At 45.1% G+C, this 15,676-nt stretch carries 15 protein-coding genes and 2 tRNA genes; 10 read left to right on the top strand and 7 right to left on the bottom strand.

All coding sequences use genetic code 11. From position 1 onward, the window contains the following. Window positions 1-24: 24 nt before the first annotated feature. Both ABD846_RS02050 and ABD846_RS02045 read right to left on the bottom strand, forming a co-directional pair. A complete protein-coding gene (locus tag ABD846_RS02050) occupies window positions 25-354 on the bottom strand; it encodes a hypothetical protein (protein ID WP_344822160.1) in 330 nt (109 codons plus the stop codon). 69 nt (window positions 355-423) lie between these two features. Then, window positions 424-1,146 (bottom strand): response regulator transcription factor, encoded by a 723-nt coding sequence (locus ABD846_RS02045; RefSeq protein ID WP_344822158.1) that lies wholly within the window; start codon window positions 1,144-1,146, stop codon window positions 424-426. 118 nt (window positions 1,147-1,264) lie between these two features. Here ABD846_RS02045 and ABD846_RS02040 point away from each other — a divergent pair. After that, window positions 1,265-1,346, top strand: a tRNA-Leu gene (locus tag ABD846_RS02040). A 118-nt stretch (window positions 1,347-1,464) separates the two neighbouring features. On the opposite strand, the gene ABD846_RS02035 is transcribed toward ABD846_RS02040, so the two are convergent. Beyond that, window positions 1,465-2,850 (bottom strand): T9SS type A sorting domain-containing protein, encoded by a 1,386-nt coding sequence (locus ABD846_RS02035; RefSeq protein WP_344822157.1) that lies wholly within the window; start codon window positions 2,848-2,850, stop codon window positions 1,465-1,467. 150 nt (window positions 2,851-3,000) lie between these two features. Between ABD846_RS02035 and ABD846_RS02030 the strand changes: the two genes are divergently transcribed. Next, the gene (locus tag ABD846_RS02030; protein WP_344822156.1) at window positions 3,001-4,170 is read left to right on the top strand and encodes a proline dehydrogenase family protein; all 1,170 of its coding nucleotides are present in this window, start codon (window positions 3,001-3,003) and stop codon (window positions 4,168-4,170) included. A 6-nt stretch (window positions 4,171-4,176) separates the two neighbouring features. On the opposite strand, the gene ABD846_RS02025 is transcribed toward ABD846_RS02030, so the two are convergent. The 3 genes from ABD846_RS02025 to ABD846_RS02015 are packed head-to-tail and all read right to left on the bottom strand — an operon-like array spanning window position 4,177 to window position 5,956. Further along, window positions 4,177-4,704, bottom strand: coding sequence for a TlpA family protein disulfide reductase (locus ABD846_RS02025; RefSeq protein WP_344822154.1), 528 nt, complete (start codon window positions 4,702-4,704; stop codon window positions 4,177-4,179). 9 nt (window positions 4,705-4,713) lie between these two features. Next, window positions 4,714-5,226, bottom strand: coding sequence for a gamma carbonic anhydrase family protein (locus ABD846_RS02020; protein WP_344822153.1), 513 nt, complete (start codon window positions 5,224-5,226; stop codon window positions 4,714-4,716). 10 nt (window positions 5,227-5,236) lie between these two features. After that, window positions 5,237-5,956, bottom strand: coding sequence for a glycosyltransferase family 2 protein (locus ABD846_RS02015; protein WP_344822151.1), 720 nt, complete (start codon window positions 5,954-5,956; stop codon window positions 5,237-5,239). A 79-nt stretch (window positions 5,957-6,035) separates the two neighbouring features. Here ABD846_RS02015 and ABD846_RS02010 point away from each other — a divergent pair, with 79 nt between their 5' ends. The 8 genes from ABD846_RS02010 to ABD846_RS01975 all read left to right on the top strand — a co-directional run bounded on the left by ABD846_RS02010 (window position 6,036) and on the right by ABD846_RS01975 (window position 13,498). Beyond that, window positions 6,036-6,830 carry a thymidylate synthase gene (locus tag ABD846_RS02010; RefSeq protein WP_344822150.1) on the top strand — a complete coding sequence of 265 codons (795 nt, stop codon included), beginning with the start codon at window positions 6,036-6,038 and terminating at the stop codon, window positions 6,828-6,830. 38 nt (window positions 6,831-6,868) lie between these two features. Beyond that, a complete protein-coding gene (locus tag ABD846_RS02005; RefSeq protein ID WP_344822149.1) occupies window positions 6,869-7,576 on the top strand; it encodes a CoA transferase subunit A in 708 nt (235 codons plus the stop codon). 40 nt (window positions 7,577-7,616) lie between these two features. After that, on the top strand, window positions 7,617-8,273 hold the full coding sequence (locus ABD846_RS02000) for a CoA transferase subunit B (protein WP_344822147.1): 657 nt from the start codon (window positions 7,617-7,619) through the stop codon (window positions 8,271-8,273). 56 nt (window positions 8,274-8,329) lie between these two features. Further along, a complete protein-coding gene (locus ABD846_RS01995) occupies window positions 8,330-9,037 on the top strand; it encodes a LysE family translocator (RefSeq protein WP_344822145.1) in 708 nt (235 codons plus the stop codon). A gap of 57 nt (window positions 9,038-9,094) precedes the next feature. Beyond that, window positions 9,095-10,399, top strand: coding sequence for a DUF389 domain-containing protein (locus ABD846_RS01990; RefSeq protein ID WP_344822143.1), 1,305 nt, complete (start codon window positions 9,095-9,097; stop codon window positions 10,397-10,399). A 14-nt stretch (window positions 10,400-10,413) separates the two neighbouring features. Then, the gene (locus tag ABD846_RS01985; RefSeq protein ID WP_344822141.1) at window positions 10,414-11,649 is read left to right on the top strand and encodes a cation:proton antiporter; all 1,236 of its coding nucleotides are present in this window, start codon (window positions 10,414-10,416) and stop codon (window positions 11,647-11,649) included. A gap of 64 nt (window positions 11,650-11,713) precedes the next feature. Then, window positions 11,714-11,786: transfer RNA gene (locus ABD846_RS01980), tRNA-Ala, on the top strand. A gap of 350 nt (window positions 11,787-12,136) precedes the next feature. Then, the gene (locus tag ABD846_RS01975) at window positions 12,137-13,498 is read left to right on the top strand and encodes a S41 family peptidase (RefSeq protein ID WP_344822139.1); all 1,362 of its coding nucleotides are present in this window, start codon (window positions 12,137-12,139) and stop codon (window positions 13,496-13,498) included. A 1,226-nt stretch (window positions 13,499-14,724) separates the two neighbouring features. Here ABD846_RS01975 and ABD846_RS01970 read toward each other — a convergent pair. Next, window positions 14,725-15,633 (bottom strand): transglutaminase domain-containing protein, encoded by a 909-nt coding sequence (locus ABD846_RS01970; protein ID WP_344822137.1) that lies wholly within the window; start codon window positions 15,631-15,633, stop codon window positions 14,725-14,727. Window positions 15,634-15,676 lie beyond the last annotated feature (43 nt).

The following is a 15,676-nucleotide window of genomic DNA, read 5'->3' as shown; positions in this document are numbered from 1 at the left end:
TGAAAATAAATGAAAAAAAGTACGTTATGGCTGTGGCTGATCACCAAGCTTGATCTCATCAATGATTATCAGCTGATAGTAGCTAAAAGGGGCAGATGAACCGCATGTATCTGCAACATCGGAATAATGATATTTCACTTTTACATGCATACCGTTATTCTGATACGCGCTGTACAACTGATAAGGCTTTTCAATAGTTCCGTCTTCAAATTGCAATAAATAACCACAACCCTTACTTGACAGGTCGCCACTATCCACTACGATAGCATTTACGAAATTCTTATCATCCTTATTACAAGCCAGAAAAGAAAAAGTAGATATGATCGCAACCAGGTACAAAGACTTTTTGGGCATTTTATGCTTATTTAATGTTAAATAGAGCGGTAAGGTAGAAAAAATAATCGAACGAAAAAAGACTTAAACCTATTTTTTTTCTTTCGAAGTAAATTTATAACCAACGCCTCTGATTGAATGGAAGAAGACCGGACTACGGCTGTCTTTCTCGAAATATTTGCGGAAACCAAGGATAAAATTATCAATTGTGCGTGTAGTCGGATAAACATTATAGCCCCATACCACCTGGAGGATGTGTTCTCTCGAAACAGTCTCCCCATCGCGTTCTATCAGTAATTTAAGCAATGCACTTTCCTTTTTGCTCAATTCATGCCTGGCACCGTTGCGATCGAAACATTCGTGCGCAGCGAAATCAATGCGTCCGCCTGCAAATTCATATATGTCCGGCACGGAGGTTGTTTGCCGCAGGCGGTTGTTTTTTGTAACTAACTTAGATACACGCAGCAATAGCTCCTCAAGGTTAAACGGTTTTGTGAGGTAGTCGTCTCCGCCTTTTTTTAACCCTTCAATACGGTCTGCAGCAGAGTCCCGTGCAGAAAGAAATAAAATAGGAACTTCCATATTCTGGGTGCGTATTGTTTCACATACCGTAATGCCGTCCATTTCGGGTAGCATGATATCCAGTATGATCAGGTCGAAGTATTCCGAACGTACCATTTTTATTGCCTGCGATCCGGTTTTGGCAACACTTACTTCGTATCCTTCCAACTCCAGATTCAGCTGAAGCATCTCACTGATATTTTCTTCGTCTTCCACTACAAGTAAGTTTCCTTTGGATGCCTGTTTGTTCATAAACGGATAATTATTAGTAAGTCAAATTTAATTGTTTCGCTGACAGATATTTTTCATTATGCGCAATTTTTTTGTGAAAATAATGTGCATTTCCCCTACATTTGCAGCCCTTGGTTCTGCGGGTGTGGTGAAATTGGCAGACACGCTAGACTTAGGATCTAGTGCCGCGAGGCTTGGGGGTTCGAGTCCCTCCACCCGCACCGACAAAAAGCTTCCTTGAAGGAAGCTTTTTTATTTTGTCTTACTCGAAGACTCAGGCTAAATAAAAAAATGCGTCCCATCAGGGACGCATTTTTTTATAAATAACTCAGGAAATAATTAGTGAGCTACAGAGAAACGCTCAGATACTTTCTGACCGTTAGCTTCTACAGTGTACATATATACACCGTTAGCCAGGGCTGAAGTATTGAAAGTTACATTACCTTTCTGACCAGCGTTGAAAGTTCCGGCATTTTGCGTAGCAACTACCTGACCCAGCATGTTGCTGATGTTTACAGATACATTTGCTTTTTCAGCAACAGTGAAAGGAACAGTCAGGCTATTGTTAGCAGGAACCGGGAATGCTTTAGCTTCAGTAACGATAGATTGTTCTTTGATGTTTGATCCCAGATCTTTAACCAGTTTACAATCAGCACAGCTTACAACAGCAGAAGCAGCCAGGTACTCGTAGAAGAAGCTTACACTGTTCATCGCTTCGATGAACGCGCTACCCCAATAGTAAGTGGTATCGCTGGAGAACATCAGCGCAGAGTGGCTGCGATCAGTCAGCGTAGCGTTCCATTTTCCTGCATAAGGCATGATTTTGCGGGAACCGCCGAAGATAGCCATAAAGCGGTGGAAAGTATCGATATGGGAAGTGTTAGGAACCCAGGTATCGCCGGATTTGAAGGTGTAAGTCAAAACAACACCGCTACCAGCCGGAACGCTTAATTTACCGGGAACGGCAAATGTGAATGTTTGGATGTCAGCAGTTGCGATCGGACTACGCATAGCAGAAGTCAGCGGCTCTTTCCAGAGAACGCGGGCAGGAGTACCGGAACCTGTAGTGAAGCTGTAAGCTGCGCGGTTAACGCTGTCTTTATTGATTGGCTGAGCGATATGGAAAGTATCCAGGTCAGCAGTTGTCAGGTAAGGAGTTACATCGATTCCGAAACCAGCCAGGTAAGCGGCATCAAATCTGTAATGAGAATATGCAGTCTGATAAGCTACAGAGATAATCAGCGTATCAACAACAGAGGTTGGACGCGTAATACCGGTTACATACAAACCACTGATACGAACCGAATCAACTGTATAAGCATTAGTTGAAGTAATTCCGATCTGATCTTTAAAGTTAGGGTTTGTTGCATCGTTGAAGATACCGTCCATTGGGTACAACACCTGCGCAACAGAGTTATAGTTTACATTGCCCAGTCCGGTGCCATATGTTTGCTGAACTGTAGAGTCAAACCAGATACGGCAAGCCCAGATACTGTCAGATTCAAAAGAGCTTACAGAGAGGTTGTAATCGAAGTGGCTGTACTCGCGGGAGCCGCCAAGAGTTGTTTTTGCAGTGCTTTTACCGGATGTAGGGGCTACAGCAGCTTTCTCACTAACCAACCCTGCATTTACATGAGGCTTAAGCCCGGCCTTCACCAAGCTTTGAGCTTGGGCACCAACCGCAGAAACTGCAGCCAAAGCACCCACCAGAAGTAATTTTTTCATCATTCTAAGTTTTAAAAGTTTGATGTAAAGATAATATTCCTCGGATACAAGACAAAAAAAATTTTGTATCCCGTACCGTCTTCAGAATCGTGTTTTTATTGCCCGGAAACTGATTCACAGGGTTATATTTGCAGCGCATTTCAAAATCATATGCTTCCTCAGTTCGAAAACACCGAAATCGCGTTCCGCTACCGCAGCAACGCAGAACTCAAACAAGCTCGTTTCTTATTTTCCTCAATGGGTTCCCCTATCCTTACAGGATTGGGCATGACCGCAACAAAATGGGCGATGGCGCTGCATCTGCCGGTAAACGGCCTGATAAAAAGAACCATTTTCAAACAGTTCTGCGGCGGCGAAACGATGGAGGAGGCAGCAGCTACGGCCGATACGCTGTCCAAATACAACGTGGGTGTGATCCTGGATTACGGGGTGGAAGGAAAGGAAGGAGAAAGCGAATTTGATAAAGCCGTGCCTGAATTTCTGAAGGCAATAGATTTTGCCGCAGGACAAAAGAATATTCCTTTCATCAGCATAAAGGTAACCGGATTCTCCCGCTTCGCCCTGCTGGAAAAATTAGACGCGGGCGAACAACTGACTCAACAGGAACAGGAAGAATGGAACCGTGTATTCACACGTATTGACAGGATTTGTGCCCGCGCAGCCGAAAAGAATATCAAAGTGCTGGTGGATGCAGAAGAAAGCTGGATCCAGAAACCGATTGATCAGATGACTGATCAGATGATGGAACGCTATAACAAAAAGACAGCGGTGGTTTACAATACATTCCAACTGTACCTGCACAGCCGTCTGCCTTTCCTGAAAGCGTCGCTGCAACAGGCCCGGCAAAAGGGATACCTGCTTGGCGCCAAACTGGTACGCGGCGCATACATGGAGAAGGAACGGCTCAGGGCTTCTGAAATGAATTATCCGTCTCCTGTACAGGTAGATAAAGCAGCTACGGACCATGATTATAACGAAGCTGTTCTTTTCTGCATCGAACACCTGAACGATCTTGAACTGTTTATCGGTACCCATAATGAGTATTCCTGCCTGCAGGCGGCAAAAGAAATGCAGGAGCGCGGCATTCCCTCCACTCATGCCCACGTTTACTTTTCGCAACTGTACGGAATGAGCGACAATATTTCATTTAACCTGGCGGATTCAGGCTATAAAGTTGCCAAATATCTGCCCTACGGGCCGGTAAGGGATGTAATGCCTTACCTGATGCGCCGCGCGCAGGAAAACACTTCCGTAGCAGGGCAAACAGGAAGAGAGCTGACTTTGATTAACAAGGAACTGAAGCGCCGTAAACTGGCGTAGTGGTCGTTACGGCACCTTCCGCAACTCTGCAAGTAATTCTGAGATATGGTTCATCGCCGATAAGGTGCTGAACCATTTTTTCTGCCGGTCGTACACAACCACGAAAGGCACCGTACCTGCATGAAAGAAACTGCCGAAAAAGAACGCCGTATCCTGCCCTATTTTCAACTGCCCCTGGCGCGCTATTCCGTTTACCACCGCAAATTTCTGGATTTCTTCAAAGGGCATCGGCGGTGAAGCCAGCACAAAGTTCACGTTGCTGATGGCAGCAAGGCTGTCCTTCAGCTCGCGCACGAGCGCCGAGCAATGATGGCAATCGGGACTTACAAGCATCAATACGCTCGGACTTCCTTTGCGGATACGTACGGTATTGAAATACCCCCCGTCTATGAGGCGTATCGAAAAAGCAGGAAGTGTGGAATGGATCCTGTACGGAGGAGCGTTGGTCTGAGCCGGAGCAGCAAAACCGATTGCGCAGGCAATAACTAAAACAGTCAGCATTCTGACCAGGCGCCGCACCAATACAGAGTACATCCTAATGAATTATTTAAACCAGGAACTGTATTTAAGGTAATTGTTGGCAATGCGCTCCACTTCTCCTTTCAGTAATTCAGGACTGACATCCTTCACCTTTTTTGCAGGCACACCTGCAAAAATACTTCCGGGAGGTACCTGTGTGCCCTCGAGCACCACTGCGCCGGCAGCGATGATACTGCCTGTACCGATGTGCGCATTATCCATAACGATCGCTCCCATGCCAATGAGCACGTTGTCTTCGACCGTACATCCATGAACAATTGCATTATGCCCTACGGAAACATTATTGCCCAGAACGGTTTCGGTTTTCTGATAGGTACAGTGGATACAGGCTCCGTCCTGAATATTTACTTTATTACCCATGCGGATCTTATTCACATCTCCCCTTACTACGGCATTGAACCAGATGCTGCAATCTTCACCCATCTGTACGTCGCCGACGATCGTTGCATTCGGCGCGACAAAACAGGATGACGGGATCTGAGGGTGAACGCCTTCCACAGGCAGAATAACTGGCATATCTTATCGATTATTTACTCCAGATATTGTATTTCATAATACACCAGATGGCGCGGAATCCGTCTCTCCATCCTATTTTCTTGCCTTCTTCGTACGTACGGCCATAGTAGGAAATACCCACTTCGTAAATGCGGATCTTAGGGATACGGCTCAATTTGGCGGTTACTTCCGGCTCAAAACCAAAACGTTTCTCCTTCAGATCAAGGCTTTGGATTACTTCCCTGCGGCAAAGTTTGTAGCAGGTTTCCATATCCGAAAGGTTCAGATTGGTAAGCATATTGCTGAGCATTGTGAGCCAACGGTTGCCTATAGAATGCCAGAAAAACAGGATCCGGTGCGGATTTCCCCCCATAAAGCGGGAGCCGTATACCACATCGGCAAACCCATCAAGGATTGGTTTCAGCAGCAGATTATATTCTTCCGGATCATATTCAAGGTCTGCATCCTGTATCACTACCAGTTCTCCCTTTGCGTTACGTATACCCGTATGCAACGCGGCACCTTTACCCTGATTCACCTCATGTTTGTAATACGAGATGGGCAAATCCGGATTGGCCGCCTGATAGGCTTTCACCGCCTCTTCAGTGTTATCACGGGAACAGTCGTTCACAATGATCACCTCCTTCTCTATATCGCCGATGAGGCGCACTGCTTTCACCTTATTTAAAATGCGATGTATTGTTGCGCCTTCGTTATAAGCAGGTATTACAATAGAAAGAGTCTGACCCATACTGTATGATTGGTTCTTAAAATTCCCGCAATTTACAACATCGTCAGCAATAATATAAACTTGCTTAATTTCGCCGACTATGGAACAGTACCAGAAATTGCTACAGCATATTTTAGATACCGGCGTGGAGAAAAAAGACCGCACCGGAACGGGTACAATCAGTGTATTCGGATATCAGATGCGTTTCGATCTGGCGAAAGGATTTCCGCTCGTAACCACAAAAAAACTGCACCTCCGTTCCATTATTTATGAACTGCTCTGGTTTTTGAAGGGAGATACCAATATCAAATACCTTAAAGATCACGGTGTATCTATCTGGGACGAATGGGCGGATGAAGCGGGCAATCTCGGACCGGTATACGGGCACCAGTGGCGTAGCTGGACAGGAGCAGACGGTAAAACTTATGACCAGATCAGGGATGTACTGCATCAATTAAAAACCAATCCGGACAGCCGCCGCATGATCGTGAATGCCTGGAATGTCGCAGACCTGCCGCAAATGGCGCTAAGTCCCTGCCATGCATTGTTCCAGTTTTATGTGGCCGACGGCAAACTGAGCTGCCAGTTGTACCAGCGAAGTGCGGATACATTCCTCGGCGTGCCTTTTAATATAGCCTCCTATGCGCTGCTCACAATGATGATGGCCCAGGTATGCGGGCTGCAGCCGGGGGACTTTATCCATACTTTCGGAGATGCCCACCTGTACAGCAATCACCTCGAACAGGCCAGACTACAACTCACCCGTGAACCGTATCCATTACCGACATTAAAACTTAATCCGGAAGTAACAGACCTTTTCGAATTTACTTTCGAGGACATCAGCATTGAAAATTATCAGGCTCATCCGCACATTAAAGCGCCGGTGGCCATATAACTCAACACATTTACTTTTTTAAACCAGCATAACAAATCATGAGCATTAATAAAGTCGTAGCAGGCGCCGCAGCCGCGGTAAGCGACATCCAGGACGGCGCAACGATCATGTTCGGCGGATTCGGCCTTTGCGGTATTCCCGAAAAATGTATCACTGCGCTTGTAGACAAAGGGGTGAAAGATCTGACCTGTATCTCTAACAATGCGGGTGTGGATGATTTCGGGATCGGACTCATGCTGCACAAGAAGCAACTGAAGAAGATGATCGCTTCCTACGTGGGAGAAAATGCAGAATTTGAACGTCAGCTGCTGAGTGGAGAACTGGAAGTGGAGCTGATTCCGCAGGGAACACTGGCTACCCGCTGTCTGATCGCCGGATATGGCATACCTTTTGTACCGGTATTGGCAGGAGTAGGAACTGAAGTAGCCGAAGGCAAAGATGTGGTAACCCGTAATGGCAAAGAATACCTGATCGAAGAAGCTTTTGACGCAGATTTCGCCATTGTAAAAGCATGGAAAGGAGATACCATGGGCAACCTGGTCTTTAAAGACACCGCACGCAATTTTAATCCGCTGATGGCCATGGCCGGGAAAGTGACCATTGCCGAGGTGGAGGAACTGGTGCAACCGGGCGAGCTCGATCCGAACATGATCCATACACCCGGTATTTACGTGCACCGCATATTCCAGGGCGACAATTACGAAAAAAGAATTGAACAAAGAACCGTACGGAAGGTTCAGTCTTAATCATAGCATTACCATCCTGTACCTTCAAAAAAATTGTATCATGGGTCTGACCAAAGAACAAATAGCACAAAGAATTTCCAAAGAACTGAAAGACGGTTATTACGTTAACCTGGGGATCGGTATCCCAACGCTGGTTGCCAATTTTATACCGCAGGGCATTAACGTTGTTCTGCAAAGTGAGAACGGCCTGTTGGGCATGGGTCCTTTTCCCGAAGAAGGAAAAGAAGACGCTGACCTTATCAATGCGGGCAAACAAACCATTACCACACTGCCCGGCTCCGCTATCTTCGACAGCGCCATGAGCTTCGGGATGATCCGCGCGGGCAAGGTGCACCTGACCGTGCTCGGCGCGATGGAAGTGGCTGACAACGGTGATATCGCCAACTGGAAAATTCCCAATAAAATGGTAAAAGGAATGGGAGGCGCCATGGATCTTGTTGCTGCTGCAAAAAATATCATCGTGGCGATGCAGCATACCAATCCGAAAGGAGAAAGCAAATTGCTGAGCAAATGTTCTCTGCCGCTCACGGGTATCCGCTGTGTGACAAAGGTTGTTACCGACCTGGGTGTATTTGAGATCACGCCGGAAGGATTCCGTTGCGTAGAGCATGCTCCCGATGTGACGATCGATGAAATAAAAGCAAAAACTGCAGGAAGACTTGTGATTGCTGAAGATGTAAAACCAGTGACGCTTTAATCGTTATCTTTACCCACAGGGTCAGGTAATAACGATAAGCAATGGAAATGTCTTTGATGAGCGCAATATTAGGTGGTTTACTGCTGGGGTTGTTTATGGCGATCTCGGTAGGGCCTACTTTGTTCGCCATCATCAAATACAGTCTGAACCATAGCTACAAGACAGGACTGGCGTTCGTGCTGGGTGTATCGATCTCTGACATCATGTATGTCACGATTGCAAACCTTGCTGCTCCCTGGCTCGATTTTATTTATAAATATGAAAAGCAGGTTGCCCTCATAGGAGGCATTGTACTGTTGGTTATCGGTCTCATCGGGCTTGTCCGCAAATACAAGCCGGTGAGACCATCTTCCACCAAAACCATTATTTCAAAGGGCCACTACTTCCGCATCTTTGCCAGTGGCTTCCTTATCAACACGGCCAACCCCGGGGTGATCATTAACTGGATCGCATCCGTAACACTGGTCACCAACGCTACCATCCACCTCAGCAATTTACAGAGCGCTCTTTACAGAACCACTTTCTTCGGCACCTGCCTCGTGCTGGTATTGGGCGTGGATGTACTGAAAGTATTACTCGCGGATAATATCCGCAGAAGGCTTACCCTGCGCAAAGTGATGTACCTGCAGAAAATTTCGGCAGCCTGTCTGTTTGTGATCGGTACCGGACTTACGTTGTTTACGCTATTCGGTAATTATTTTAAAGACGGGAAAAATTTACCTGCGAAAAAAGTAAAACCAGTTGCCGTTGTAAGCAGAAGCTAATAACGACCGGAATCGTAGTGGGCGAACTTTCGTAACTTAAGCGCTAAGTATATGCTCATGAAACAACAATTGCTGCGTTTGCTCAGCCTTCATGAGGGGGAAGAGCAACGCGAAATCACACTCGAAAAGGTAAAAGCAAATATTTCTTTCAAAGGCTCCAATCTCTGGATTCTCGTTTGTGCGATCATTATTGCCTCAGTAGGACTCAATGTGAATTCAGGGGCAGTCATCATCGGCGCGATGCTCATCTCTCCGCTCATGGGCCCGATCGTAGGTGCCGGATTTGCGCTCGGCATGTACGATTTTCCGCTTTTGAAACGCTCACTCAGGAACCTGCTGACCGCAACATTTATCAGCCTTGCTTCTTCGTCGCTTTATTTCCTGCTAAGTCCGTTTAAAAGTGCACAATCGGAACTTCTTGCCAGAACCGCCCCTAATATTTATGATATCGTAATTGCATTCTTCGGCGGACTGGTAGGTGTCATTGCCATTACACGGGTAGAAAAAGGCAACCCTATCCCTGGCGTAGCGATCGCCACCGCACTGATGCCACCGCTATGTACAGCCGGATTTGGGCTTGCAACCGGAAACATCCGCTTCTTTTTGGGCGCGCTTTTTTTGTATACAATCAATTGTGTATTCATTTGCATCGCCACCGTAGCCATCGTTAAATATCTCAGGTATCCTTCGGTAAGCAACGTAAATGAGCAACATCAGCGACAGGTTAAATACCTGTTGACTTTCTTAACGATATTACTTGTGCTGCCTGCGGGCTATTTTGCATTTTCATTATATCGTGAACAGCAATTCAAACAACGTGCCGCTCAATTTATTGAGAATGAATTTGAGCGCAAAGGGATTGTGATTGTGTATCAGAAAACAAAATATGCCGCAAGCGGCAGCACAATAGAACTAGCATTCCTGAAAAAAAATTATTCTGCAGCTGAAAAGGATACGTTACAGCGACTGCTGTCCGGCTATGAACTTAGCAATACCCGATTGATCATAGACGACAACTCGTTGAACAACCTGGACAAATTCCGCGATGATCTGCTGAACGAAGTAAGAAAGCGGGATGAAGCTCTGGATGATAAGGACAAGCGTATGGCTCAACTTGAGCAGCGGCTGGTAAGTAATAGTTTCGACGACAAAAAATTGTCGTCGGAAGTAATGGCCTTATTTCCTGACATTGTGTCAAGTTCAATCGCTTACCATAATTTTACCGGGAAAGATACCACACAGCGTATTCCGGTATTCATTTATGAAAGCAGGAAAAAGCTCAGTGCCTCCGATAAGGGAAAGCTGCAAGAATGGCTGAAGGCACGATTGAACCAACGTTCTGTAGATGTACTCTCCCGATAACTAAAGTTACTAAGATGAATGCCTATTATTTTTTTGTCGCGCTGATATTACTTGCTGCTGTCTTTTCCTACATCAACACCCGGTTCATAAAATTACCTTTTGTGATCGGTCTGTTCCTGCTTTCGACGTTGCTTTCAATATTGGTGATCAGTGCGCGCTTCTGGTATCCCGCGAGTGCCGCACAGTTGCAGTCGATCACCACACCGGACACGATCAGTAAAGTGGTGCTGGAAGTATTGCTCGGGCCCCTTTTATTTGCGGGAGCATTACACACCGACTGGCCGCAGCTCAGGCACCAGATCCGATCGATTGCTGCATTTGCACTTGGAGGAGTGCTCTTTTCAACGCTGTTTATTGCGCTGGCTTTTTATGGCATTGCACTGGCCCTGGGCATACAGGCTGATTTTATTTACTGCATGCTATTCGGTGCGCTGATCTCTCCTACCGACCCCATAGCAGTACTGGGCATCCTGACAAAAGCGGGGGTTCCGAAAAGAGTGGAAAGCATTATTGTGGGTGAATCACTGTTCAACGATGGTGTGGGTGTGGTGGTGTTCCTTTCGATCCTGCATATGTTGTATAATGGGGGCGGCAGCCATTTTCAGTTCGATGCATTTGGTCTGTTGTTTCTCCGGGAGGCAGTGGGGGGTATTCTCTGGGGACTCGGTTCAGGTTTCCTGCTGTACTGGCTGATCCGTTCCATCGATCATTACGAAACGGAGGTATTGCTTACGCTTGCATTTGCTACCGGAGGTTATTGGCTGGCCAATCAATTGCATCTTTCGGGTCCGCTTGCGATGGTTGTAATGGGTTTGCTGACCGGGAACTATAAGGAAGAAGAGGCCATGAACGACCATACACGGGATTATATGCATAAATTCTGGGAGCTTGTGGATGTGATATTGAATGCGGTTTTATTTATCCTGATCGCGTTTGTGCTGCTTTTTATAGAGTTTAAGACTACCGTGATCCTCTTGGGACTTAGTTCCATCATAATCGTGCTGCTCTCGCGCCTGGTGCTGGTGTATGGAGCGGCGGCATTGTTTCCGCGCCTGTTCGGATTAAGCAGACTGGATGCCAGGATCATTACCTGGGGCGGGTTGAGGGGTGGCTTGTCGCTTGCGATGGTATTGTCGCTGCCGGACAGCGATATGAAAAGTATGCTTATGGTGGCGACCTATTGTTGTGTACTGTTCAGCATCATTATCCAGGGTCTGACCATTGGGCGCGTTGCACAGTCCAAACAGTAATGGACATAATCATTGAAAAATTTGGAGGACAACGATCAAACATTTATGTTTGCAACCCAAAATAGGGGATATAGCTCATTTGGTAGAGCGCTTGCATGGCATGCAAGAGGTGACCGGTTCGATTCCGGTTATCTCCACAAACAAAATCAAGCGGTTACGAGATAACACTCTTAGCCGCTTTTTTGTTTGTTACAACAATTTCTGGATCAAGTTGAGAGTTGTCGAACCTAAAATAGTCGTTTTTTCGTGGTTCACAGCCGATATTATCGGGCACCATCTTATGACCATATTTACTTGGCTATCTGGAATGGTTTTATGCCAACACAGGCATTACAGATCCCGTTTGCTGGCATTGACATTTACAATGAAATGAAAGTGAGCACACTTGGGATGTAAAAATTATCCAGAATTTTGTTGATGAAAATATGACCTTTATGCCCATGCCCATTTTCGCAAATGGGTATTTTGTATTGAATATAAATTAAAAATGAATCTAAGAATACTCATAACAAGCCTGTGTGCATTGATGGCTATTACAGCCACGGGGCAACAAAAATTATCAAAAATATTGGCTTTGCAAGATATCGACAGCCTGGTAGCTACCTTGGAAACGATACATTACAACCCATACCTGCATATTACAAAAACTGCTTTTCATAAAAATGTTACTGAAATCAAACATTCCATTCCCGATACGATTGAATTTAAAGATTACCTTTTGAAGCTATACAAAATTACAGCCAGCCTGCAAGATGGACATGCTATGCCTGCTATTGTACAGCCTGCGCTTCGGTCTGAATTGGTGGGCGCCAATTTTCTGCCCTTAAAATTGGTGGTGGATAATAAAAAAGTATATGCAGGTAGCCGCGGTATTTTCAGCCTCCCACCTGACGCTCAAATAAAGCACATCAATGGTCTTTCTCTCGAAAAGTCTTTATTAGAATTGGAACAGCTTTTAGGCGGAAGCAAAAATTTTACTCAGGAAATGGCGGCAAAGCTATTGTCTTATTTTCTCTTTTTGCAAGGAGTGCAACCCCCATTTACTATCGAGTATATCACTTCAACAAAACAAACTAAAAAAGATAAAATTAATAATGGTATAACATTTATAGAAATGATACACATTAGTATGCCGCATTTAAAAGAGCAAAATTCTTTTAGGGTCATGAGTCATGAAGGTGCTTATCTGAATTTTATTTCCATGAATGGCGACTTGCAACAATGGGGCAGTTTTTTAGACAGTGCATTTATAGAAATGAGGGCGATGGAAATCAAAAATCTATACATCGATATCAGGAACAATTCCGGTGGCAATTCACTGTTTGGCAATTATTTACTGGCCTATCTTACCAAAGAAAAATTCCTGTTTTCAAGCGGAAAATGTTGGAAAATCAGTGCGCGCATGAAGCAATACCAACAGCAAAATGGCAGTTTTAATAAAGAATACCAATCAAGGGAAACAGGCACCAACTGGTGTTACGACAAATGCATACCAGAAGAAAATCCTGTAATTGCCGATAGTATTTTTAACGGAAAGGTTTATTTGCTCACAAGCCCGTTTACATTTTCGAGTGCCAATATGCTTGCCGATGCTTTTAAGACTTTTCATCTAGGCACTATTATAGGCGAATCCACCGGTGAATATACCAATGACTTTGGCGAAGTAATGCAGTTCGAACTGCCGAACAGTAAAATCAAAATTCAAACCACAACATCTTTTGAATATGGTGCAGACTGCGATAAGACATCATTTCATACAGTAAGCCCTGATATAATTATAAAACCATCATTGGACGATAAAATACGAGGAAATGATGCTGTGATGCGATATCTGCTAAAAGTAAAATGATTTGAATAAGATTTATGGTTATTAAGGCAATACCAATTTTGCAAAAAATCTTTTCTGATTTACTAACAAACTCATATTTATAGTTTACTCGTTCTTTGTGGCTTTGACAAAAACAGATTATCGCTATCAGCGGAGTATAGCTGGAATAGCTCTTTTGTTTGCAACATGTCTTGCAGATTTTTGCAAAGAGAAACCCGCACCGGAGTAAGACCAAATGCGGGTGTCTAAAATATTGGACAGAAAAATTTTTTGTACTTATGTTTAGCCGAATCTCAGCAAAGTGCTGTCAATACAGATTTTCAGAGGAAAGACATGTCTAAAGAATTGTACAAGTTGGTTCGGCATTTTGCCAAATGCCAAGCGGCATATTTCATTGTCCGTTTAACCTATCAGCTTCTCCATTTCGCAGCAGAGCAAGGTGCGGCAAAAGAGCATGATTTGTCTTTACAGTTGACATGCAGAAATTCGATTCCGAGCACCGGAACCATCCGCTGAAGGATAGTGCTACCCAATATGTAAGTGGCGTCAATAGGCTACGATAAGAGTCGCAGTGGAAGCGTCATACGTTATATTGGCAGTGGCGCATGAAGGATGACAAATTCCGAGCTGGCCCGTACTGCTATAACAGGGTCCGCTAACGGTTACCTCTTTACTACAAGGTATACCATTTGCGTTAGGATAGTATACAGTAAAAGATGGTATCCATAACGCGTTCGGCGCACCTGAACTCCAGCTCAGGGATGAAATATTAAGCGTGGCCGACGCACCGTTGGGTATTACTACTGCATTACTTTTGGTAAGCAGGTTACAACTTCTATCATAATAGGAGATATACACCTTAATGCTACAAAGGCTACCGACTGTGTTGTTGACAATTGTAAAACTGCTTTGCGATTTTGCGGCAGTACATACAAACAGAAATAAAATGATTAAAGATAAGTTTTTCATAAAATTCGGGTTGATTAGTTCAGATTAACCGCAAAATAGTTAAAATATTTATTGATATAATTTTTTTAACGATAAAAATATTTCCAACTATATGTTTACATAAGGATACACTGACACTAAATACCGAAACCTCCTGTTCCGCGGGAATAGAGGTACAACCCCTGACATAACGCAAAAGTGAATATTCCTGTTTGAGAAATAAAAAAACGGACAAGATATATCCCTAAACAGCGGTAGCTGAGTTCTGAAAAATGACGTTATAGCATCGTCATTATATGCTAACCAGCACGTCGCATCCTTTCATCATTGCAGGTCGCTGTATAGGCACGCACATGTTTGCCTTTCAGCCACATCCGCTCATAGCGCCTTTTGAGGGTCCATACTCTCGCTGACAGTAAAGCCCAGCCCAAAGCTGGCAGTAACCATCCCCAATGCGATAATAGCCTGGTGATGGTCTGAAAAACTGCCGCGCGGGGAGCAAGCCATTCTCCATCCGCTCCATAGATAACACTGGAAAAAATCCGGTCAACATCTCTGCGACTGGCTGTATGCGCATAAAGACGGTATTGGGCCCCGGCTGCCAGAATTGAGGCGAGGCTCCTCCTGCCGCCAATCGTTGAAAAATCAGGTTTCATATCTATATCGAAGAAGAACCATTGGCCGTGCAATTTAGCCTCCATAGCAAAGTGTCCCCTTAAAGCAACCTTCCGCGCAGGTACACCCATGCTGCGACATAAAGCAATGAAGATGATACTTACCTGACTACAGGAAGCAGATTCCCCGCTCAGAATATCATCCGGCAATACTTTCGCAGCGAGGTCCTTCCAGATAAACCGCCCACACAGCACAGCAATCCAGTTCTCCCGGACATTATAAACACCATAGGCATGCACAAAGCGGTGACGCAACACCCATGCTGCCGCTTCCAGATGACACAGTGTATCCCTGCACTTCTGCTGTCGTGCATAAGCCAGGAGGCTGTTCATGTCTGTGAAGCGGCCATTCAGTTCCGGCCGGTACCACGTATGCAGTACCCTGCCGAAACGATCATCGCCTGATTTGACATAAGGAAACGGGTCTATAGTATTTGCCGGGAGGAAGTTCATACACAGACCAACAACTGCGATGATCAGACACAGCGATCGGCCATACGATCTTCTATTCAGGCGCATAATGAATGGGAACATCGCTAAAACGGAATTTATCCATTGCCGGCAAAACGACAGACAG

Origin of the sequence: Rurimicrobium arvi, from assembly GCF_039540495.1 — a bacterium.
Taxonomy (GTDB): Bacteria; Bacteroidota; Bacteroidia; order Chitinophagales; family Chitinophagaceae; genus Rurimicrobium; species Rurimicrobium arvi.
Note: the sequence above shows the minus strand (reverse complement) of the source record. Positions and strands in the feature narration are given on the sequence as shown.